The organism is Aeromonas sp. QDB34, assembly GCF_027705405.1.
GTDB lineage: Bacteria > Pseudomonadota > Gammaproteobacteria > Enterobacterales > Aeromonadaceae > Aeromonas > Aeromonas hydrophila.
The window spans coordinates 17,528-39,378 of record NZ_JAPDBT010000013.1 but is presented as its reverse complement, the minus strand read 5'-3'; the positions used below and the strand labels follow the sequence as shown (position 1 = coordinate 39,378).

Annotated in this window: 15 protein-coding genes and 8 tRNA genes; 20 read left to right on the top strand and 3 right to left on the bottom strand. The window is 63.7% G+C overall.

What is annotated here, in order from left to right:
- Window positions 1-44: 44 nt before the first annotated feature.
- The 9 genes from ychF (at window position 45) to OKC29_RS16415 (ending at window position 2,308) form a co-directional block, all read left to right on the top strand.
- Window positions 45-1,136, top strand: coding sequence for a redox-regulated ATPase YchF (ychF, locus tag OKC29_RS16455; protein ID WP_073351221.1), 1,092 nt, complete (start codon window positions 45-47; stop codon window positions 1,134-1,136).
- A gap of 235 nt (window positions 1,137-1,371) precedes the next feature.
- A tRNA-Met gene (locus OKC29_RS16450) sits at window positions 1,372-1,448 on the top strand.
- An 8-nt stretch (window positions 1,449-1,456) separates the two neighbouring features.
- Window positions 1,457-1,531: transfer RNA gene (locus tag OKC29_RS16445), tRNA-Gln, on the top strand.
- Window positions 1,532-1,677: 146 nt separating this feature from the next.
- Window positions 1,678-1,752 (top strand) — tRNA-Gln (locus OKC29_RS16440).
- A gap of 41 nt (window positions 1,753-1,793) precedes the next feature.
- Window positions 1,794-1,868 (top strand) — tRNA-Gln (locus OKC29_RS16435).
- Between the two features lie 38 nt (window positions 1,869-1,906).
- Window positions 1,907-1,983: transfer RNA gene (locus OKC29_RS16430), tRNA-Met, on the top strand.
- Window positions 1,984-2,028: 45 nt separating this feature from the next.
- Window positions 2,029-2,103: transfer RNA gene (locus tag OKC29_RS16425), tRNA-Gln, on the top strand.
- A gap of 36 nt (window positions 2,104-2,139) precedes the next feature.
- Window positions 2,140-2,216, top strand: a tRNA-Met gene (locus OKC29_RS16420).
- A gap of 8 nt (window positions 2,217-2,224) precedes the next feature.
- Window positions 2,225-2,308: transfer RNA gene (locus tag OKC29_RS16415), tRNA-Leu, on the top strand.
- 244 nt (window positions 2,309-2,552) lie between these two features.
- Here the strand turns inward: OKC29_RS16415 and OKC29_RS16410 are convergent.
- Window positions 2,553-4,385 (bottom strand): SLC13 family permease, encoded by a 1,833-nt coding sequence (locus tag OKC29_RS16410; RefSeq protein WP_073351223.1) that lies wholly within the window; start codon window positions 4,383-4,385, stop codon window positions 2,553-2,555.
- 262 nt (window positions 4,386-4,647) lie between these two features.
- On the opposite strand from OKC29_RS16410, the gene pnuC reads away from it, so the two are divergent.
- The 10 genes from pnuC to nifJ all read left to right on the top strand — a co-directional run bounded on the left by pnuC (window position 4,648) and on the right by nifJ (window position 18,746).
- Window positions 4,648-5,370 (top strand): nicotinamide riboside transporter PnuC, encoded by a 723-nt coding sequence (pnuC, locus tag OKC29_RS16405; protein WP_073351225.1) that lies wholly within the window; start codon window positions 4,648-4,650, stop codon window positions 5,368-5,370.
- Complete coding sequence (locus tag OKC29_RS16400; protein WP_073351227.1) at window positions 5,367-6,092, top strand: nucleoside phosphorylase; 726 nt, start codon at window positions 5,367-5,369, stop codon at window positions 6,090-6,092. Before pnuC ends, OKC29_RS16400 begins: the two co-directional genes overlap by 4 nt.
- A 127-nt stretch (window positions 6,093-6,219) precedes the next feature.
- Complete coding sequence (locus OKC29_RS16395) at window positions 6,220-6,891, top strand: Crp/Fnr family transcriptional regulator (RefSeq protein ID WP_029304194.1); 672 nt, start codon at window positions 6,220-6,222, stop codon at window positions 6,889-6,891.
- Window positions 6,892-6,934: 43 nt separating this feature from the next.
- The gene (gene yqfB, locus OKC29_RS16390; RefSeq protein WP_073351230.1) at window positions 6,935-7,252 is read left to right on the top strand and encodes a N(4)-acetylcytidine aminohydrolase; all 318 of its coding nucleotides are present in this window, start codon (window positions 6,935-6,937) and stop codon (window positions 7,250-7,252) included.
- 67 nt (window positions 7,253-7,319) lie between these two features.
- A complete protein-coding gene (locus OKC29_RS16385; protein WP_162275754.1) occupies window positions 7,320-7,721 on the top strand; it encodes a DUF1622 domain-containing protein in 402 nt (133 codons plus the stop codon).
- Window positions 7,722-7,920: 199 nt separating this feature from the next.
- Window positions 7,921-9,546, top strand: coding sequence for an alpha-glucosidase (locus OKC29_RS16380; RefSeq protein WP_270669410.1), 1,626 nt, complete (start codon window positions 7,921-7,923; stop codon window positions 9,544-9,546).
- Between the two features lie 397 nt (window positions 9,547-9,943).
- Entirely contained in the window at window positions 9,944-11,734 is a 1,791-nt protein-coding gene (locus tag OKC29_RS16375) for a hypothetical protein (RefSeq protein WP_073351233.1), read from the top strand.
- Between the two features lie 357 nt (window positions 11,735-12,091).
- Window positions 12,092-13,639 (top strand): ABC-F family ATP-binding cassette domain-containing protein, encoded by a 1,548-nt coding sequence (locus tag OKC29_RS16370; protein ID WP_073351238.1) that lies wholly within the window; start codon window positions 12,092-12,094, stop codon window positions 13,637-13,639.
- Between the two features lie 12 nt (window positions 13,640-13,651).
- Window positions 13,652-14,791, top strand: a complete 1,140-nt coding sequence (locus OKC29_RS16365) for an MFS transporter (protein ID WP_073351240.1) — start codon at window positions 13,652-13,654, stop codon at window positions 14,789-14,791.
- A 418-nt stretch (window positions 14,792-15,209) separates the two neighbouring features.
- The gene (gene nifJ, locus OKC29_RS16360; RefSeq protein WP_073351242.1) at window positions 15,210-18,746 is read left to right on the top strand and encodes a pyruvate:ferredoxin (flavodoxin) oxidoreductase; all 3,537 of its coding nucleotides are present in this window, start codon (window positions 15,210-15,212) and stop codon (window positions 18,744-18,746) included.
- 67 nt (window positions 18,747-18,813) lie between these two features.
- On the opposite strand, the gene OKC29_RS16355 is transcribed toward nifJ, so the two are convergent.
- Window positions 18,814-20,178 carry an MDR family MFS transporter gene (locus OKC29_RS16355; protein WP_024945923.1) on the bottom strand — a complete coding sequence of 455 codons (1,365 nt, stop codon included), beginning with the start codon at window positions 20,176-20,178 and terminating at the stop codon, window positions 18,814-18,816.
- 175 nt (window positions 20,179-20,353) lie between these two features.
- On the opposite strand from OKC29_RS16355, the gene OKC29_RS16350 reads away from it, so the two are divergent.
- Window positions 20,354-20,950 carry an HAD family hydrolase gene (locus OKC29_RS16350; protein ID WP_270669409.1) on the top strand — a complete coding sequence of 199 codons (597 nt, stop codon included), beginning with the start codon at window positions 20,354-20,356 and terminating at the stop codon, window positions 20,948-20,950.
- Between the two features lie 85 nt (window positions 20,951-21,035).
- Here the strand turns inward: OKC29_RS16350 and OKC29_RS16345 are convergent, their stop codons facing one another.
- Window positions 21,036-21,833 carry a DUF1338 domain-containing protein gene (locus OKC29_RS16345; protein WP_073351243.1) on the bottom strand — a complete coding sequence of 266 codons (798 nt, stop codon included), beginning with the start codon at window positions 21,831-21,833 and terminating at the stop codon, window positions 21,036-21,038.
- Window positions 21,834-21,851: the final 18 nt, after the last annotated feature.

Below are 21,851 nucleotides of genomic sequence, written 5' to 3'. Positions count from 1 at the left end.
CCGCGCGGCCCTCACACAGCATCCATCACGTAAGGTAACAATCCATGGGTTTTAAATGCGGTATCGTGGGCCTGCCCAATGTAGGCAAATCCACCCTGTTCAACGCGCTGACCAAGGCCGGCATCGAAGCCGCCAACTTCCCGTTCTGCACCATCGAGCCGAACACCGGCGTGGTACCGATGCCGGATCCCCGCCTCGATCAGCTGGCGGCCATCATCAATCCGCAGCGCGTTGTGCCGACCACCATGGAATTCGTGGACATCGCCGGCCTGGTGGCCGGTGCCTCCAAGGGTGAAGGTCTGGGCAACCAGTTTCTGGCCAACATCCGTGAAACCGAGGCCATCGGTCACGTGGTGCGCTGCTTTGACGACGAGAACATCGTCCACGTCGCCGGCAAGGTCTCCCCGGCTGACGACATCGAGGTGATCAACACCGAGCTGGCCCTCTCCGACCTGGATGCCTGCGAGCGCGCCATCAACCGCCAGTCCAAGCGCGCCAAGGGCGGCGACAAGGATGCCAAGCTGGAAGTGGAAGTGCTGGAGAAGATCAAGGTGGCACTGGAAAACGGCCAGATGATCCGCGGCATGAAGCTGGACAAGGATGAGCTGACCGCCGTCAGCCACCTCAACTTCCTGACCCTCAAACCCACCATGTACATCGCCAACGTGGCGGAAGATGGCTTCGAGAACAACCCCTATCTGGACAAGGTGCGCGAAATCGCCGCCGCCGAGAACGCGGTTGTGGTGGTCGTCTGCTGCGCCATCGAGGCTGACATCGCCGAGCTGGACGATGCCGACCGCGCCGAGTTCATGGCTGACCTTGGCATCGAAGAGCCGGGCCTGAACCGGGTGATCCGCTCCGGTTACGAGCTGCTCAAGCTGCAGACCTACTTCACCGCCGGCGTGAAAGAGGTGCGTGCCTGGACCATTCCGGTCGGCGCCACCGCTCCGCAGGCGGCCGGCAAGATCCACACCGACTTCGAAAAAGGCTTTATTCGTGCCCAAACCATCGCCTTCGAAGACTTTATCACCTACAAGGGTGAGCAAGGTGCCAAGGAAGCGGGCAAGATGCGCGCCGAAGGGAAAGAGTACATCGTCAAAGATGGCGATATCATGAACTTCCTGTTCAACGTCTAATCCCATGAGAGGCCAGCATTTGCTGGCCTCTTTTTTAACTGGCCAAGGCTCGTATCTGCTGGCAAATGTCGTAAAAAAAACCAGATTGTTGGGCTTTTGCACGACAGCGACCAATAACTCGCCAAACGCACCCAAATTCGGTTTTTCAAACAAAAAAAGGGTTGACGCCCCAGAGCCAGATACGCATAATTCGGCCCGCACAGTGACGAGGCAACGAGGCACTGGAAGCAAGGTTGGCTATGTAGCTCAGTTGGTTAGAGCATCGCACTCATAATGCGGGGGTCACAGGTTCGAATCCCGTCATAGCCACCATCTCTAGTTGGGGTATCGCCAAGCGGTAAGGCAGCGGGTTTTGATCTCGCCATCCCTAGGTTCGAATCCTAGTACCCCAGCCATTATTTCAGTTGTCGGCATTCAAGTGTCGGTGACAGGTCAAGGGAAGCAGTGATGGGTGTTGAACTCGTCAATGTGCCCAGGTTCAAATCCTGGTATCCCGGCCACTGTTAAAAGATGTTTGATAGACTCTGTCAGGCATCGCTGTTGGGGCATCGCCAAGCGGTAAGGCAGCGGGTTTTGATCTCGCCATACCTAGGTTCGAATCCTAGTGCCCCAGCCATTTTTAAAAGATGTTTGATAGTCTCTGTCAGGCATCGCTGTTGGGGTATCGCCAAGCGGTAAGGCAGCGGGTTTTGATCTCGCCATCCCTAGGTTCGAATCCTAGTACCCCAGCCATTATTCTGTTCTCTTCCACACCGTGGTTGACAACAAACGGCTATGTAGCTCAGTTGGTTAGAGCATCGCACTCATAATGCGGGGGTCACAGGTTCGAATCCCGTCATAGCCACCATTTTTGAAAACGTTCCTTCAATCATCTGATTGCAAAGAACACTGTTGGGGCATCGCCAAGCGGTAAGGCAGCGGGTTTTGATCTCGCCATACCTAGGTTCGAATCCTAGTGCCCCAGCCATTTTTGCTTGTATTCGACGCGAGTCGCGCACAAGACGGCTATGTAGCTCAGTTGGTTAGAGCATCGCACTCATAATGCGGGGGTCACAGGTTCGAATCCCGTCATAGCCACCATTACTCCTGCGGAAGTGGCGAAATTGGTAGACGCACCAGATTTAGGTTCTGGCGCCCTAGGCGTGAGAGTTCGAGTCTCTCCTTCCGCACCATAAAAAGCAGTACCAAACAGACCAGCTCAGGCTGGTTTTTTTGTATCCGGCGTTTGCCGTTTTCCTCCCCCTCTCCATGCCATCGCACGTCTGCAATACCGCCCATGTATCAACGGCTGCGCCTTGTGCTCTCCTCTACGACGGCGCTGATGCCCGACTTTCGCTTCACACCACCCTTTGCATGTCACAGAGCACAGCGGGCAATAAAAAGGCGGCCCGCAGGCCGCCATGTCGTTTGCTGTCGTCAGAACGGGAAGAACCAGGGAATGGCGATGACGCTCACCACCATCACCAGCATGGTGAAGGGGACGCCGATGCGCACGAAATCCACGAACCGGTAGTTGCCGGGGCCCAGCACCAGGGTGTTGACCGGTGAGGAGACCGGCGTCATGAAGGCCGCCGAGGCCGCGATGGCGATGGTCATGGCGAACGGATAGGGGGAGATCCCCATCTGCTGCGCCGTGCCCAGCGCAATCGGCGCCATCAGCACCGCCGTCGCGGTGTTGGAGATGAACAGCCCTATGATGGCGCACAGGGCGAACAGACTGGCCAGCATCACCCGCGGCCCCATCTCCCCTACCGCCGAGATCAGCGCGCCGACGATGAGATCCACCCCGCCGGTCTTTTGCAGCGCCAGCGCAAAGGGCAGCATGCCGACGATGAGGATCAGGGTCGGCCAGTGGATGGACTTGTAGGCGCTCTCCATGTCGATACAGCGGAATTTGCCCATCAGCAGGCAGGCGATCAGCGCCGCGATCACGTTGGGCACCGGATCGGTCACCATCAGGGCGATCATCACCCCGAGGCAGATGAGGGCGTGAATGGCCTGACTGCGGGCCGGCGCCATCTCGTCCACCTCGGCCGGCAGCCCCAGCAGCAGGAAGTCGCGGCTGTGGGTCTGCAGCAGGCGGATCAGGCTCCAGTTGCCCACCACCAGCAGGGTATCCCCCAACTGCAACGCCTCGTCCACCAGCTTGCCGCCAAGCGCCTCGCCGGCACGGCGAATGCCCACCACGTTGAGGCCGTAGTGGGAGCGAAACGCCACCTCGCGGATGCTCTTGCCAAGCAGGCGGGATTCGGGGATGAGCGACACCTCTGCCATGCCCACCTCGCGCGCCTGATCGGAGAAGTATTCACCGCGCAGGATCATGGGTTCGAGTCGCGCCTCGCTGCAGAACTCGCGCACGTCCACCTCGGGGTCGGACATGTCGATGAGCAGCACATCCTTGGCCTGGAACTCGGTCACCCCGGAAACGGTGACCATCACCCGCCGAAACTTGCGCCAGCGCTCCACCCCGATGACGTTGGCCCCGTAACGGGCCCGCAATTGCAGCTCGTCCAGGGTCTGGCCGATCAACGGTGAATCGGGCCGGATCGCCAGCCGGCGCGCCCGGCCGGCCAGCCGGTAGTCGCGAATGAGATCGCGCATGGTGCTGCGCCCGATCTGCTTGCTCTTGCCCTCTTCCCCTTCACGCACCAGGGAGGTGCGCATCAGCAGCATGTAGAGGATCCCCATCCCCAGAATGATGACCCCCATGGGGGTGAAGCCGAAAAAGCCGAAGCCGTGGATGTTGTGGCGCATCAGCTCGCTGTTGACCACCATGTTGGGCGGCGTCGCCACCAGCGTCATCATGCCGCTGATGAGGCCGGCAAAACCGAGCGGCATCATCAGCCGGCCGGCCGGGATCCCCATCCGGTTCGCCACGCTCAGCACCACCGGAATGAAGATGGCCACCACCCCGGTGCTGCTCATCACGGCCCCGAGCAGGGCGACCGCCACCATCAGCAGTACCAGCAAGCGGGTTTCGCTGCTGCCGGCCACCTTCACCAGCGCATCCCCCACCTGATAGGCGATGCCGGTGCGCACCAGCCCCTCCCCCACCACGAACAGGGCGGCAATCAGGATGACGTTGGGATCGCTGAACCCCGCCAGCGCCTCCGGCAGGGTCAGGGTACCGCTCAACACGAACAATATGATGATCAGCAAGGCAACCACGTCCATGCGGACCTTGTTGCTCACAAACAGATAAATGGCGCCCACCAGCATGCAGAGGACCCAGACCAACTCGGAATTCACACTTGCTCCTTTTGTTCAGCTCCACCCCGGCCGGAGCGGATTCCATCAGACCACAGCTCATTTCTCCCCGATTTGTTACATATCAATAAAGGGGCAGGGCATCATCGCATATCAGGGCGCCATCGGGGGCCTAAAGTTGCCCCTGCTGTTTGCCCATTCTTTGAGGTGGCTCGGCCCGGGTCGGACAAAAGTCCTGCCAGCCTCCCCCCATCGCCCCTAGAATAGGCCCGGTTAACGCCCCCAATTTTCAAAGGAAACGAAAATGAGCATATTCGAGTGGTTCAGCATCAATCACACCCTGGTGACCATACCGCTGGGCGGTGGTTACGCCATGTCGTGGATTGAAGCCGTCGGCACCCTGTTCGGGCTGGCCTGCATCTGGTGCGCCAGCCAGGAGAAGACCATCAACTACCTGTTCGGGCTCATCAACGTCAGCCTGTTCGCCATCATCTTCTTCCAGATCCAGCTCTACGGCCTGTTGCTGCTGCAGCTGTTCTTCTTCTGCGCCAACCTCTATGGATGGTACGCCTGGACCCGGCCAGCCAACGCCCAGGGGGATACCCTGCAGATCCGCTGGCTCAGCAAGTCCAAACTCATCGCCACCGCCGCCGTGAGCGTGCTGGCCATCGCCCTGCTGACCCTCTACATCGACTCGGTATTCGCCGCCCTGGCCCGCACCTCGGTCGCCCTGCTCAACCTGTTTGGCGCCAATCTCGCCACTCCTGAGCCCTCCCCCGATGCCTTCCCCTTCTGGGATGCCAGCATGACGGTGCTCTCCGTGGTGGCCCAGATCCTGATGACCCGCAAGTACGTGGAGAACTGGATCCTCTGGGTGGTCATCAACATCATCAGCATCGGCGTCTATGCCGCTCAGGGGGTCTATGCCATGTCCCTTGAGTACCTGATCCTGCTGTTTATCGCCGCCAACGGCACGCGCCTGTGGATGGTCAGCGCCAAGCGTCCGCAACAGGAAGCGATCGCATGAGCCTGCTGCCCCATCTGCAATGCCGCCCGGACCAGATCGCCGAACGGGTGGTGCTGTGCGGCGACCCGGCCCGGGTCGACCGCATCGCCGGTCAGCTCGACGGGTGTGACGTGCTGGGCCAGCACCGGGAGTTTCGCCTGATCAACGGCCGCTACCGGGGGCTGCCCGTCACGGTGTGCAGCACCGGCATCGGCGGCGCCTCCGCCGTCATCGCGCTGGAGGAGCTGGTGCAGGCGGGTGCCCGCTCGCTCATCCGGGTCGGCTCCGCCGGCGCCCTGCAGCATGAGATCGCGCTGGGGGATCTCATCGTGGTGGAGGGAGCGGTGCGCAGCGAAGGCGCCTCGCTGGCCTACCTGCCCCCCGAGTACCCCGCCTGCGCCGACATCCGCCTGCAGGCCGCCCTGCTCGCCCATCTCGGCGCCAGCGGCCAGCCTCACTGGCACGGGTTGGTGCGCTCCCACGACAGCTTCTACCGGGATGACGAGCAGGACGTCTGTCGCTACTGGCACCAGCGCGGCGTGCTCGGGGCGGACATGGAGAGCGCCCCCCTGCTCGCCGTGGGGCGCCTGCGCAAGGTGCGGGTGGCCGCCGTGCTCTGCAACGTGGTGGCCTTCGAGCAGGACGTGCAAGCGGGGGTGAGCGACTACGCAGCCAGCGAAGCCGCCATGATGACCGGCGAGCGGCTGGCCATCGCCGCCGCTCTCCACGCCCTGACGCAATAGACCGGGTCTGCCGGGGCAGCAACGGCCCCGGCAAAACGTTAAGCCCGGCACATTCAGAGGCGCCAAAGCTGGCATCCCGCCTGCGCTCTTGCTAGCCTCATGGCCCTCGTCAAGCCGGGCCTTCACCATGCAGCAACAACCCTATCCGCTCGGTCGCTTTCACGCCGAGCTTGCCGCACTCGAACCGCGCTTTGCCGCGGCGCTGGCAGACTGCACCCTGTTTTCGCGCCGCTATCTGCCCGGTGAACCCATCATGCGCCAAGGGGAGTTGTGCGAGCAGCTCTATCTGGTGGCCCAGGGCAGGATTTCCCTCAATAGCGCGGTGCACTCAGGGCGGTTGTTTCAGCTCGGCGAAATCGAGTGCCATCAGCAGATCTTCGGCGAGATGGAGTTCTTCAGCGCCACCCCGGTGCAGTGGAGCGTGGTGGCCGAGACCGAGCTGGACGCCGCCGTCATCTGCGCCGACAAGCTGGCCAAACGGCTGCTGGCCGAGCCCGAGCTGACCCTCTTCTTCGCCGCGGCGCTTGCCAGCGATTATCTGGATACCCTGGACATCACCACCAGCCGGCTGCTGCACCCCATCGCCTACAACATCGCCTTCGAGCTGTGGCGCGAGCGCCAGCGCACCCCCATGCTCGGCTCGCGCAAGCGGGCCCACGAGGCGGCGCGCTTCGGTACCACCGAGCGGGTCTATCGGCGCGCCCTCAAGGAGCTGATCGAACAGGGCATAGTTGCCGACGGCAGCGACGGCCCAGTCATCGCCGATCTGGCCAGGCTGCGCGCCTACCTTGACCTTTGATTTCCATTCACCCCATTTCGATTCACCCTGTCAGGAGAGTGCCATGCCTACCCATCCCGAGTTCACCTTCTTCAGCCGCTTCGTCGCCGACATCCAGGCCGGCCGCAAGACCATCACCATCCGCGACGAGAGCGAGGCCAACTGGCAACCCGGCCAGCGGCTGGCCCTGTTCACCAACCCGGAGCATCAGCCCTTTGGCACCATAGAGGTGCTCTCGGTCAAGGCGGTCGCCTTCGATGAGCTCAATGACGAACACGCCCGCCAGGAGAACATGACTCTCCCCGAGCTCAAACAGGTCATCCGCGACATCTACCCCGCCCTGCCACCGCTCTATGTCATTGAATTCAAACTGCTTGATTGAGCCGGATTTGGTCTTTGCCGAGCGATGTGTTAATAGTGTCCTCTTTTGAATCAGGGAGGTGACCCGAGTGTTTGAGATAGCGAGCCTGCGAGAGGGCATGATGCACGGGGTCGAGCTGTTCCAGCTGCTGCTGGAGATCATCTCCATCGCCTGCGTGGTGATTGGGCTGGGCAAGACCCTCTGGCTGGCGGCACGGGTGCGGGATCACGAGCCCGGCTTTCCCCATATCCGGCTCTGTTTCGGCAGCTGGCTCATTCTGGCGCTGGAGTTCCAGCTCGCCGCCGACATCCTGGCCACCACGGTGGCACCGAGCAAGGAGGAGCTGATCCGCCTCGCCATCATCGCGGTGATCCGCACCTTCCTGAACTACTTCCTCGGCAAGGAGCTGGAAGCCCAAGCGGAACGCCAGCAAGACAAGGCAGAGCGCCTGCAGGAGCAGCGCAGCAAGCAGGCCAAGGCGGCCCAGTAGCCCGTTTCCTTGCACTGCATCAGCAATAAGTACCAGCCATCCCGACCACAACCATGGCTCGGGATGGCCCAGTTGTGACCCTCCCCTCACTTTTGGCAATCAGCCAACTATGGAACCCTTTTCAAACCTTCCCCCGCTCTGTCGAGGGCCCGCGCATCTGCGTAAGATAAACCATCGCTTCCCCCAACCGGCCCAGTTGATGAACAGAGACCCGCTCCACCTCGACCAGTGCGTCACCTACCAGATCTATCCCATGAGCTTTCAGGACAGCGATGGCGACGGCATGGGCGACATCAACGGCATTCGTCAACGCCTCGGTTATCTGGCCACCCTGGGGGTCGATATGCTGTGGCTCACCCCTCTCTATCGCTCCCCCAAGCGGGACAACGGTTATGACGTGGCGGACTACCGCGCCATCGACCCCGCCTTCGGCACCCTGGCCGAGATGGAGCAGCTGATAGCCGAGGCGGCGGCTCACGGCATCGGCATCATGATGGATATCGTCGCCAACCACACCTCCACCGAGCACGAGTGGTTTGTGCAGGCGCTGGCCGGCGATCCCCGCTATCAGGGCTATTACGTATTCCGGGATCAAGCCTTCGTCGATGCCCACCCGGTCACCTCCATCTTTGGCGGCAGTGGCTGGCAGTACGTGCCGGCGCTTGATCGCTACTACCTGCACAACTTCGATGCGAGTCAGGCCGATCTGGACTGGGACAACCCGGCGGTGCGCGCCGAAATGGCACAGGTGATCAACTTCTGGCTGGGCAAGGGGATCAAGGGATTTCGCTTCGACGTGATAGACATGGTGAGCAAGGAGTGGGACCAACTTGCCATGAGCAACGGTCCCCGCCTGCACGACTATATTCGCGAGCTCAATGCCGAGAGCTTCGGCGGCCAGGGGATCATCACGGTGGGGGAGACCTGGGCAGCGGATCTTGCCCATATGCAGAACTATTCGAACCCCGATGGCAGCGAGTTCAGCATGGTGTTCAACTTCGAACATCTGGGGCTCGGCAGTGACAAGTGGACCTCCCGCTTCGATCCCCTCGCCTTCAAACGGACCATGGCCCGTCACCAGCAGGGGCTGCACGGGCGAGGCTGGAACAGCCTGTTTCTCGGCAACCACGACCTGCCGCGCGCCGTCTCCCGCTTTGGTGATGACAGCCCCAAGTGGCGTGAAACCAGCGCCAAGCTGTGGGCCATGGTGCTGCAGCTGATGCAGGGCACTCCCTTCATCTATCAGGGGGAGGAGTTGGCCATGACCAACCGCCACTGGCAGCCGGACGAGCTGCGCGACGTGGAGGCCATCAACTACTGCGCCAGCCAGGCGGAGCTGGCGCCTGTCGAGCTGAGTCGGCGGCTCGATGCCATCGGCCGCGACAACGCCCGCACCCCGATGCAGTGGGACGCCGGCCCCCACGCCGGATTCAGCACGGCCACCCCCTGGATTGCCCTCAATGCCAATCACGTCGAGATAAATGCCGCCGAGCAGCTGGCCCGCCCCGACTCGCCGTTTCACTGCTATCGCCAGCTCATCGCCCTGCGCAAGGCTCACCCTGTCGTTCGCCACGGCAACTTCGAGCTGCTGGATGGGGACGACCCGGATCGCATCGGCTATCGCCGCTGCTGGCAGGATCCGGCAAGCGCGGAGCGGCATACCCTGCTGCTGCTCGCCAACCTCACAGCGCGCCCCTTGGTCATGCCGCACTTTGACCAGGTGGAGGCCGGTGCCACCCTGCTGATGAGCAACTACCCGGGGCAGCCCACCGCCACCTTTGCCCCCTATCAGGCGGCCGCCTGGCTGCTGCCAGCACGGGAGTAACGGGAGGCGCCATCCTCCGCCACGGGGGGCCCCTGCCCCCTGATGCTCTCCCTTCCCTCGGCGGTCGATACGCCCCGGCGATTTACCCACTTAAAAACTTCACGTTTTCACGCCTGTACCGCCTTGCCGGGCAATATCCAACCACGGCTTGCTATCAACAATTGAAATAGCTCAACACCCTGTTTTTATTGGCAATAACTGCCATCAAAAACAACTTTTTCATCATCAACTGGCGATATTAAACGCTGTTTAGTCAGGGTTAAAAGTCAATTCAGATTTGCGCCCTTGTGGTTCTTCGCCGGCTCCTTATGGTTTCCATCCGAAGCGTGCGGCACGGCGCCGCACGCAGACGTTCAGGCTCGCGGGTACTCTCCCGCCATAACAACAGGAAATCATCATGCGCAAAACCGGCGTGGCACTCGCCATCTCCACCCTCTTCTGGTTCCACTCGGCCATGGCGGCCCCTCTGATCTTCCCGGACGATCCTACCCTCACCGACGGCCTGCACTCCCCCGCCCTCTCTCGCAGTTTCCAGCTGGCCCAGGACGATCTGGGCAACCGGATCCACCAGCTCCACCTGCCCCTCCAGACCGAACCGGAACTGGTGGCGGAGCTGGAGCAGATCGGCAGGGAACAGGGGTTCTCGGTCAGCACCCACGCTGACATGTACACCTGGACCGAGGACAACATGTGGCTGTCGCGCGATGGCGCCCTCATCTTCCGCCCCCGGGCGCCGCTGGCCGACAAGGATAGCTACCACGCCTTCGTCACCGCCCTGACCGAGCAGAACCCGGAGGCCGAGCAGGAGGGGCACCACAGCCTCGGCAGCCAAGCCTCCCAGGGGCTCAACGAGAGCATGCTCTCCCAGGCCAACACCTTCGCCGAGGCACAGGGGCACGAGCTCATCCCCACCTTCTCCATCATCGATGGCGGCAACATGCTGACCGGCCAGCGGGCCGACGGTACGCCCTATGCCCTGATCGGCCGCGACGCCCTGCTGCAGACCACCCTGCACCACAGCCGGCTGGATAGTGAGCGCATCGCCGCCTTGCAGGAGAAGATGGAGCGCGACGGCGAGTTTCGGCTGCACCTGAACGAAGAGGAGTGGCTGGGCAGCCCCTATACCTTCCAGAAGGGCCATGACACCGAGGTGGACCTCATCCTGCTGGAGGCGGCCAACCTGCTGCCGCAGGGGCTGGATGAGCCGCAGCGCCACGCCTTTGCCAGAACCGCGCGTGCCAAGGCAGAGCTCGCCAAGTACGAAATGGATGGGTCAACCCGGGAAGCCGCGGAGCAGCGGATGTTTCTGAGCCCGCAGCAAGGGGAGCGGATTGCCGAGCGCTATCGCGCCATCCATGGCCAACCGCTGCCGGCCTCCTTCGATCTGCTGACCCGCCTCAAGCAGGAGTACGCCAGCCTGGTGGTAACCGCCGAGCTTCACTCCGAGTTCAATGATGAGCAGATAGCCCAGGCACTGCCGACGCTGGCGGCCGATGCCGCCACTCTGGCCCGGCTGGGCCGCATGTTGCAGGCCGGTGGCTACCAGCGAACAGGGCTGACTGGCGCCGAGCAAGATCATCAGACCCGCCGCTTCCTCGCCATGATGGCCATCAGCCAGCGCCTGATGGCGCAGGAGCTCAAGGTAGCCAAGCGGGATCTGGTGATCCTGGCCCAGCCCGGTTTTCACCTCGACATGGCCATGCGCCCGCTGGCCGACGGTCGCATCCTGCTCAACGATCACGGGGCCAGTGCAGCGCTGATCGAGCAGGTGCTGGCCGAGGCCGGCAGCCTGAGCGAGAGCGAGCGGCAGGCACTTCGCCAGAGCGTGACCGATCTGCACCAGCAGAGCGAGCGCTGGCACAAGATCCACGCCCTCATCCGCCAGCAGTTGAGCGATGCCGGCCTGACCCCCATCGCCACCCCCGGCGTGTTCAGCGTGGGCAAGCGGCCGGTGAACTGGATGAACGGCATCATGGGCACCCGCCAGCAGCCCTTCTACATCACCAATGCTGCCAGCATCGCCCCCCTCAATCAGGCCTTCGCCGCCTGGCTGCAACACGAGGTAGCCGGGCTCACCCCCTATTTCGTGGGTCAGGCTGCCAGCAACCGACGGGACGACTTGAACCAGGCGGAAGCCCTGCTGCGCGGCAGCGGCGGGCTGGATTGCATCACCCAGCACCACGAGTAGCACCGGGGTCGGTGATTTGACTCACCGGTAAAATCTGGGTATTTTGCGACCAGAATTTTTGTTGGACCGCTTTTCAATGTTGTACATCCTGTTCAAATGCTCGGTCAGGAGGCTGTGCTCCGTGCACTAACACGATGAAGTGTTGCCCGGAGCCCATCGACTGAATCTTCATCAGCTGCGCGAATGCCCTCGCTTTGGGAGGCTGCCCCGTATCTGATGAAAACAGGAGACACAGGCCGGCGAGATGCTTCATCGCCGGCCTTTTTGTCTCTGCCATTTGGCAGCGTTTCACCTTGCTGAGACGGGGGGCCGGTACGTCACGTACCTGCCCCCCGTTTTTTTATGGATGTTACAACCATGAGTGCGCTCACTATCCACAACCTGACCTATCACATCGGTGACAAGACCCTGTACCAGCAGGCGAGCTTTCGTCTCAACGCCGGCGAGCATGTCTGCCTCACCGGCCACAACGGCGCCGGCAAGAGCACCCTGCTCCAGCTGATCCAGGGGGAGCGCCTGCCAGACGGCGGCGACATTCTCTGGCAGCCCGGCATCAAGGCGGGCTATCTCGACCAACACGCCGCGCGGGATGGCCACCTCACCCTGCGGGGCTACCTGCAGTCGGTGTTTGCCGATCTCTATGAGGCGGAAGCTGAGATGCTGGCCCTCTACGCCGACCCCGAACTGGGGCCGCGGCAGCTGGCCCGGGCGGCCGACCTGCAGGCACGCCTGGAGAGCCAGGGCTTTTACCGGCTGGATCCGCGCATCGACGAGGTGGCAGCCGGCCTCGGCCTGACCCAGCTCGGCATGCAGACCCTGCTCGCCAGTTTAAGCGGCGGCCAGCGCCACAAGGTGATGCTGGCCGGCCTGCTGCTGCGCACGCCGGAGGTGCTGCTGCTCGACGAACCTACCAACTATCTGGACACAGCCCACGTCGACTGGCTGGCAGGCTACCTGGAGCGCTTCCCCGGCGCCTTCCTAGTGGTCTCCCACGACCGTGCCTTCGTCAATCGCATCGCCACCGCCATCGCCGACATCGACCGCCAGCAGATCCACACCTATCGCGGCGATCTCGACCAGGCGCTGGCCCAGAAGGGCGCCGCCGAGGCGCTGCACGCCCGTCAATACCAGGCCCAGCAGCGGCAGATCGACAGGCTCGAGCAGTTCATCGCCAAGAACGGGGCCGGGGTCAACGCCAGCATCGCCAACGGCCGCAAGAAGCAGCTGGCGCGCATCGAGCGACTGGCCGCCCCCGAGCAGGCCAAACCGGTCACCCTCCGCTTTCGCGCTGCCCAGAGGGGCCACCCGCAGTTGCTGGCCGCGAGCGAGCTGGAGATCGGCTACCACCAGCCCCTGCTGGCGCCGCTCAGCCTGCAGCTGCGCCGCGGCGAGAAGGTGGTGATCGCCGGCTTCAACGGCATCGGCAAGTCGACCCTGCTCAACACCCTGACCGGCCGCCTCGCACCGCTCGCCGGTGAACTGGCCCTGGCCCCCGGCCTCAAATCGGGTTACTTCGAGCAGGCGCTGCACTGGCCCGATCCTGCGGCCACCCCGCTGGCTTTGGTCAAGGCGGCCGCCCCCGGGCTGGATGACAAGAGTGCCCACCAGCAGCTGGCGTGCCTTGGCATCGGCGGCAAGCTGGCCATCCAGCCCATCAGTGCCCTGAGCGGTGGTGAGCAGACCCGGGTCAAGCTGTGCCGACTGGCGCTGCAGCCCACTCATCTGCTGATATTGGATGAACCGACCACCCACCTGGATGCCGGCACCAAGGCCGCCCTGCGCCAGGCCCTGTGCGACTACCCGGGTAGCGTGCTCGCCGTCTGCCACGAGCCGGCCTTTGTGGCCGACTGGCCGGATCGGGTGGTAGACATCCAGCAGTTCGCCGCCACGCCGACCCAAGTCTGAGGAATAAAAATCATGTTGCTGAAAGTACTGCTGTTTTTGATTGCGTTTCTGGTCGGAGCCGACGAACTGATGCTCGGCCCCCTGCTCGCCCCCATCAGCACCGAGCTGGGGGTCGCTCCGGAGCGGGTGACCCTGTTCATCACCGCCTACAGCGTGGCGCTGGCCCTCATCGCCCCCCTGCTCGGCGGCCTGTCGGATCGCCACGGCCGGCTGAGGGTGATGCTGCCTGCCTCCCTGCTGTTTGGCGCCGCCTCGGTGGCCACCGGTCTGGTGGCGAGCTTCGAGGTTGGGCTGGCGACCCGTGTGATCACCGGGCTGGCCAGCGCCGGCATGCTCCCCATCGCCTTCGCCATGGCGGCGGACGGGGCACCAGCCGATGCCATGAAGCGCATCGCCTGGGTACAGTCGGGGCTCACCCTCGGCATGATCTCGAGCCCGGCAGTGGGCGCCCTGCTGGCCCAGCTCAGTAGCTGGCGCCCCCCCTTCATCGTGCTCGGTCTCTGCGCCTGGGCCGTGGCAGGGGCCTTGGCCTGGCTCACGGTGCGCACACAGCAAGTGCATGCCAGCGGCACGCACCCCGCGTCGCAGGGCTCGGTGCTGGCCATTCCGGGGGCACTCGGTGCCCTGCTCGCCATGGGGTTGGGACTGGGGGGCGGCATCGGCCTGTTCAACCTGGTCGGTCAGCACCTGCACGACAGCCAGGGGCTGCCCGTCTGGTCGGTGGGGCTGCTCTACGGCGCCCTTGGCGTGATCAGCGTGGTCGGCAACGTGCTGATGCCGCGCCTGGCCAGGTATGTGGAGAGCGGCCGCCCCCTGATGCGCGGCGCCCTGGTGGTGTGCGCCATGGTCAGCGCCTTCTTCTACCTCTATCCGGCCGGCAGCCTGGCCAGCCTCGCCCTGCCGCTGGGCCTGTGGGCGCTGGCCGGCGGCATCGGCTCGCCGGCGCTGCAGGGTTACATCGCCCAGCTTGCCCCAGCCCAGCGCGGCATGCTGATGTCGCTGGCCATGACCCTGATGCACCTCGGGGTGGCGCTCTGGTCCGCCGTCGCCGGCTTTGCCTACAGCGCCGGCCCCATGGCTATGGCCCTGCTGGCCCTGCTGCTGTTTGGAGGGGCCATTCTCGCCTTGCGTCCACATCGGGCTCAAGAATGAGTAGCTAGGACAGAGGACCGTCAACATGACCCAAAAGGGCTCCTTCAGGAGCCCTTTCTATGACTAATGTGAAAGGCCCTCCCGCACCATGACCCTGTCATCCCGGCCATGAAGCACTCTCGCATCGCCCGACGGCGCAAATTTATTTGCTGCTTGATTATTTATTGACGGGTCCGGATCGACCCGTTTTACGGCCGATTCAGTTAATCGAATTACCCTCAACAACCATCCCGCCCGACCCTCTTTCGGCTTGCCCTCGTCATCGGCCGTGAGCCGCCATCCCGCGCCGCCGCTGCCTTCGGCCTGATTATTTATCCCGTTTGTTCCGCGTTAATTTCCACTCTTACTATGACGACGACCTATCCATGGCCGGCTGATCGCAGCCGTCATTCAAACTGGCATAGCAAGTGGGCAATTCATGATCACCACAGACGGAAACAACGCGGTCGCCTCGGTGGCCTACCGCACCAGCGAAGTCATCGCCATCTACCCCATCACCCCCAGCTCCAGCATGGCGGAACAGGCGTCGGCCTGGTCGAGCGAGCGGGGCCTGAACCTGTGGGGCGACGTCCCACGCGTGGTCGAGATGCAGTCGGAAGGGGGCGCCATCGCCGCCGTCCACGGCGCCCTGCAGACCGGCGCACTGGCGACTTCGTTTACCTCGTCCCAGGGCCTGCTGCTGATGATCCCCAACCTCTACAAGTTGGCGGGTCAGCTCATTCCCTTCGTACTCCATGTGGCGGCGCGCACGGTGGCGACCCATGCCCTGTCGATTTTCGGCGATCACTCGGACGTGATGGCGGTGCGCCAGACCGGCTGCGCCCTGCTCTGCGCCAGCAATGTGCAAGAAGCCCAGGACTTTGCCCTGATCGCCCAGGTGGCCAGCCTCAACAGCCGGCTGCCCTTCATCCACTTCTTCGACGGCTTTCGCACCTCCCACGAGATCACCAAGATAGTGCCGCTCGATGACGACACCCTGCGCGCCCTGCTGCCGGCCGAGGCGATCCGTGCCCATCGGGAGCGGGCGCTGACCCCCGACAAACCGGTCATTCGCGGCACCACCGCCAACCCGGACACCTATTTCCAGTGCCGGGAGGCCACCAACCCCTGGTATGACGATGCGTATCGCCATGTGAGCGAGGCGATGGACGCCTTTGGTGAACGTACTGGCCGCCACTACCGACCATTCGAATACGTGGGTCACCCAGAGGCCGAGCGGGTGCTGGTGCTGATGGGTTCCGCCATCGGCACCTGCGAGGAGGTGATCACGCGGCTGATTGAACAGGGCGAGAAGGTGGGGCTGGTGAAGGTACGGCTCTATCGCCCCTTCTCGGCCGCGCACCTGCTGGCGGTCATTCCAGAGAGCGCCCGCAAGATTGCGGTGCTGGATCGCACCAAGGAGCCGGGCGCCCTGGCCGAGCCCCTCTATCTGGATGTGATGAGCGCGCTGGCTGAGGCGGTCAGCCAAGGGGATCGTGCCAGCCTGCCACGGGTCATCGGCGGGCGCTACGGCCTCTCCTCCAAGGAGTTCAACCCGGCCTGCGTGCAGGCCATCTTCGACGAGCTGGCGCTGGATAACCCACGGCCGCGCTTCACCGTCGGCATCTTCGACGACGTCACCGGCCTCTCCCTGCCGCTGCCGACGTTGGATCCCGGCATTGGCAACCAGCACAAGCTGGAGGCACTGTTCTACGGCCTTGGCAGCGACGGCACCGTGTCGGCGGCCAAGAACAGCATCAAGATCCTCGGCAACCACACCGACCTCTACCCCCAGGGCTACTTCGTCTACGACTCCAAGAAGGCGGGTGGGCTCACCGTCTCCCACCTGCGGGTCGGCGAGCGGCCGCTGCAGTCGGCCTACCTGGTGGACGAGGCCGACTTCATCGGCTGCCACCAGTGGCAGTTCATCGACATGTACCAGATGGCGGAGCGGCTGAGGCCCGACGGCATCTTCCTGCTGAACACCCCCTACGACGCCGATCAGGTCTGGCAGCGGCTGCCCCAGGAGGTGCAACAGGCCCTGCTCCAGAAGCGTGCGCGCCTCTACACCATCAATGCCGCCAAGATTGCCCGCGAGTGCCAGCTCGGCAACCGCATCAATACCGTGATGCAGATGGCCTTCTTCCAGCTCACCGCCATCATACCGCCGGCAGAGGCCACCGAGCTGCTGCGCCAAACCATCGCATCGAGCTATGGCAGCAAGGGGCAGACACTGGTGGAGCGCAACTGGCAGGCCCTGGCCGCTACCTGCGAGGCGATGACTCAGGTGCCGCTGCAAGCACTTGACCCCGCCAGCCACCAGCGCCCACCCGTGGTATCGGCCAAGGCCCCCGACTTCGTGCAAACCGTCACCGCCGCCATGCTGGCAGGGCTGGGTGACAGCCTGCCGGTCTCCGCCTTCCCGCCGGACGGCACCTGGCCGGTGGGCACCACCCGCTGGGAGAAGCGCAACATCGCCAAGGAGGTGCCCATCTGGCAGGCAGACCTCTGCACCCAGTGCAACTACTGCGTGGCGGCCTGCCCCCACTCCGCCATCCGCGCCAAGGTGGTGGACAAAGCGTCGCTGGAAGGTGCCCCCACCACCCTGGACGCCCTCGATGTGAAGGCCCGCGACATGCGCGGCCAGCAATACGTGCTGCAGGTGGCGCCTGAGGATTGCACCGGCTGCAACCTCTGCGTCGAGGTGTGCCCGGCCAAGGATCGCACCGAGCCGAGCCGCAAGGCGATCAACATGGAGTCCAGGCTGGATCACCTCGAAGCCCAGAAGGCCAACTACGACTTCTTCCTGGACTTGCCCGAGCGCAGCGCCGAGCAGCTGGAGCGCATCGACATCCGCACCTCCCAGCTCATCTCGCCGCTGTTTGAATACTCGGGTGCCTGCTCCGGCTGCGGCGAGACCCCCTACATCAAGCTGCTGACCCAGCTCTACGGGGACAGACTACTCATCGCCAACGCCACCGGCTGTTCGTCGATTTATGGCGGCAACCTGCCCAGCACCCCCTACACCACCAACGCCGACGGGCGCGGGCCGGCCTGGGCCAACTCCTTGTTCGAGGACAACGCCGAATTTGGCTTGGGCTTCCGGCTCACCGTGGATCAGCATCGCGAGCGGGTACGCCGCCTGCTGGCGAGCCTGGGGGACGCCGTCCCGGCCGGGCTGCAACAGGGGCTGCAAGACGCCAGCCTGCCGGTCTCCGAGCAGCGCGCCCATATCGAGCAGCTGCGCGCACTGCTGCAGGGGCGCACCGACGCCGCGGCCCAGGAGCTGGCCCGTGATGCGGACTACCTGGTGGAGAAATCGGTCTGGCTCATCGGCGGCGACGGCTGGGCCTACGACATCGGCTACGGCGGGCTGGATCACGTGCTGAGCCTGGGGGAGAACATCAACGTGCTGGTGCTCGACACCCAGTGCTACTCCAACACCGGCGGCCAGCAGTCCAAAGCTACCCCGCTCGGCGCCATCACCAAGTTTGGCGAGCAGGGCAAGCGCAAGGGGCGCAAGGATCTTGGCGCCAACGTGATGATGTACGGTCACGTCTACGTGGCGCAAATCTCCCTCGGCGCCCAGATGAACCAGACGGTGAAGGCCATTCAGGAGGCTGAAGCCTATCCGGGCCCGTCGCTCATCATCGCCTACAGCCCCTGCGAGGAGCACGGCTACGATCTGGCCCAGAGCCACGAGCAGATGAAGCAGCTGACCGCCACCGGCTTCTGGCCGCTCTACCGCTACGACCCGCGCAGCAGCGAGGAGGGCAAGGCGCCACTGGCACTGGACTCCCGGGCCCCCAGCGCATCGCTGGCCGAGACCCTGCAGCAGGAGCCCCGCTTCAAGCGCCTCGAGCGCCAGTTGCCGGAAATCGCCAGCCAGCTCTATCGGGAAGCAGAGCTGGACGCCAACCGCCGCTTCGCCTGGCTGAGCCAGCTGGCCGGCAAGGAAGCGCCAGCCCAGGAGTAGCAACGCAGACCCACCAACGAACAGGGCTCCCCATGGGGAGCCCTGTTGCTATGTCGCCGTGACGCCATCAGGCGTGGATGCTGGCCAGCTCGTGGCGTTTCAACGCCAGCAGAGTGATGAGCAGCGCGGCGGTGGCGATCAGCGCCATACCGATATAGGTGGCGCTGAAACCGGGTGCCAACTCGGCCGGGCTCAGGCTGGCCAGGTTGTGGCTGCTGCCCGCCGGCAGGGCGGAGTGAAACAGCACGGAGCAGATGGCCACCCCGACTGCGCCCCCCAGCTCGCGGCCGAAGTTGAACAGCGACATGCCGATGCCGCGATCTTCCCGTGGCAGGGCGTTTTGCACCACCACCGACAGCGCCGGCAGCACCAGGCCCAACCCCAATCCGGCAAACCCCAGCCCCAGTCTGGCCCAGACGTCGAAGTGGATTTGCCAGAGCGCCAGCGCCGACAGGGCGAAGCCCACCACCACAAAACGCCGGTAGTAGCCGGTGCGGCCGATCAGCTTGCCGCCGACAAAAGCCCCCGCCGTGATGCAGACCATGAAGATCACCATGTATAGCCCGCTCTCGCTGGCCCCCATCCCCTTCTGCCACTGCATCTGCAGCGGCAGATAGACCAGCACGGCGAACATCAGTAACTGCGAGGCCAGCGCCAGCAGCACGCTCACCAGATAACCGGGCAGCCGGGCCAGATGGGCCGGCAATATGGGATCGTGGGCGCGCCGCTCCACCAAGATCAGCAGCAGCAGGGCCAGCGCCAGTCCCGCCGCCAGCCAGATGGCGGGCAGGGCGGTTTCTGGCGAGAGCAGCAGCAGGCTCAGGGTGGTGACCGTGATCAGCAGCGCCGCCCCCTTCCAGTCGAAGCGACTGTGGCGGCGCACATTGAGGTGACCCAGGTTGCGGTTCACCAGCCAGAGCGCGAGCGCCCCGAGCGGCAGGTTTATCCAGAAGATCCAGCGCCAGCTGAGCTGCTCGGTGAAGTAACCGCCGAGCAGGGGCCCGGCGATGCTGGAGACCGCATAGACCGCCGAGATGTAGCCCTGATACTTGCCCACCTCCCGCGGCGGTATGCTGTCGGCGATGACGGTGAAGGCGAGCGCGATCAGGCCGCCGCCCCCCAAGCCTTGCAGCACCCGGGCCGCCAGCAGGGTCGGCAGGTCCTGGGCCAGGCCGCAGGCCACGGAGCCGGCCAGAAACAGGCCGATGCCGATGTTGAGCATGCGCACCCGGCCGAACATGTCACTCAGCTTGCCGTAGATGGGCAGGGCGGCAGTGGCCGCCAGCAGGTAGGCGGTGACCACCCAGGTGAGGGCGGCGCCGGCGTTCAGCTCGGCCCCGATGATGGGCAAGGGGGTGGTGACTATGCTCTTTTCCAGTGAACCCAGGGCGATCACCAGGGCCACGCTCGAGAAGATGGTTTTTGGGGACATATAGGGGCTCGCTAATTTGAAATGCCAAGATCTGCGGCGCAGAACTTATTATTGTCTCATAAATCATCAGCCGATGGCCAAAACCGCCCCTGAGCGGCAAGCATGACCCCGGTCGCGGCATTGCCTCCTGCATTCTGGTAGGCTGGCTGTTCACCCCCCAAGAGGAAGCAGCCCCATGTCCGAGCAGTTCCGGTTTGAGCAATACGATGCCCTGATTTTCGATATGGACGGCACCCTGGTCGACTCCATGCCCCTGCATCTGGATGCCTGGGAGGAGACCAGCGCCGAGTTCGGCCTGCCCTTCGATCGTGCCCAGCTCAATGAATTCGGCGGCATTCCCACCCGCAAGATAGTCGCCATCCTGGCCGAGCAGCATGGGCTGGATATCGATGTGGACGCCTTCACCCGGCGCAAGGTGGCGCTCTATCTGGAGCATATCGACAAGGTCAGCGTGTTTCCCGCCATGTGGGAGCTGGTCAAGCGCTGCCACGGCAAGGTCCCGATGGGCATAGGCACGGGCTCATCGCGCGAGCACGCCCTGCACATCCTGAAAAACACCGGTCTGGATGCCTATATTCCCGTGCTGGTCAGTGCCGATGACATCGACAACCACAAGCCCCACCCCGACACCTTCCTGAAAGTGGCCGAGCTGCTTGGCGCCAACCCCGCCAACTGCCTGGTGTTCGAAGATACCCAGATCGGCCTGCAGGCCGGCCGCGCCGCCGGGATGGAGAAGGTACTGGCGCTGGAGGGGGTGCTCTACCAGCGCTAGGCCACACTGCCCCTGCCACCAATGAAAACGCCTCCGCAAGGGAGGCGTTTTGCATGCAGCAGTGCCGGGATGACCCGGCCCCGCCTTACATGGCGTTGGTGGATTCGAAGATCTTGTCGGCCGAGGCTTCGACGAAGCCCGGGTAGAGTACGCCGTCGGCCTGCGGGTAGCGCAGGGCGAACTCGTAGAAGCAGCTCGGGATGGTGCACACGCCGTCGGTGAAGGCCACGTCCGCCTTGTCGGCCATGGTAGACGATTGCTCCAGCATCACCTGCGGGTCACCTTTCACCTCGCCACCCACGCCATTGAGTACGAAGCCCGCGGCCTTGAGGGCGGCGTTGACCTGCTGGATGGTGTCAAAGTCCTTCAGGCGGTTGATGTTGACGGTGAAGTGGTTGGCACGATAACCCCAGGCCGCCATCCAGGCCGCATACTCGCTCTCCGCCAGCAGGGTCTGGTAATCGGCCCAGGAGACCTGCCAGGGGGCGCCGGCATAGAGGAAGGCCTGGGTGTCGGTCAGGTGATCGGGCACCTGAGCCGCCAGCTTGTGGATGATGGCCTGGGCTGCATCGGAGAGCTCTTCCACCTTCAGCTCGCTGATGAACACCTTGGGCGCGTCCGGGTCTTTATGCTCGAAGTGCTTGGCGTAGAGCTTCTTGGCCTTGAACACGTACTCGCCCTTCTGCTCGTAGCCGAGCGCCAGGAAGTGGGCGGCCAACTTCTCCAGCCCCAGCTTGGGCAGGTTGTAGGTGCGAAACGCCACGTGGTCGTTGACGATGGGCTCGCCGCCCCCCAGCAGTTGATGAACCTTGTGGGCACTCGGGGTGACTTGAATGTAGTTATCCCACAAATGACCGAACAGGGTGTCGATATCCTTTTGCATCTCTCTTTCCTTTGATTG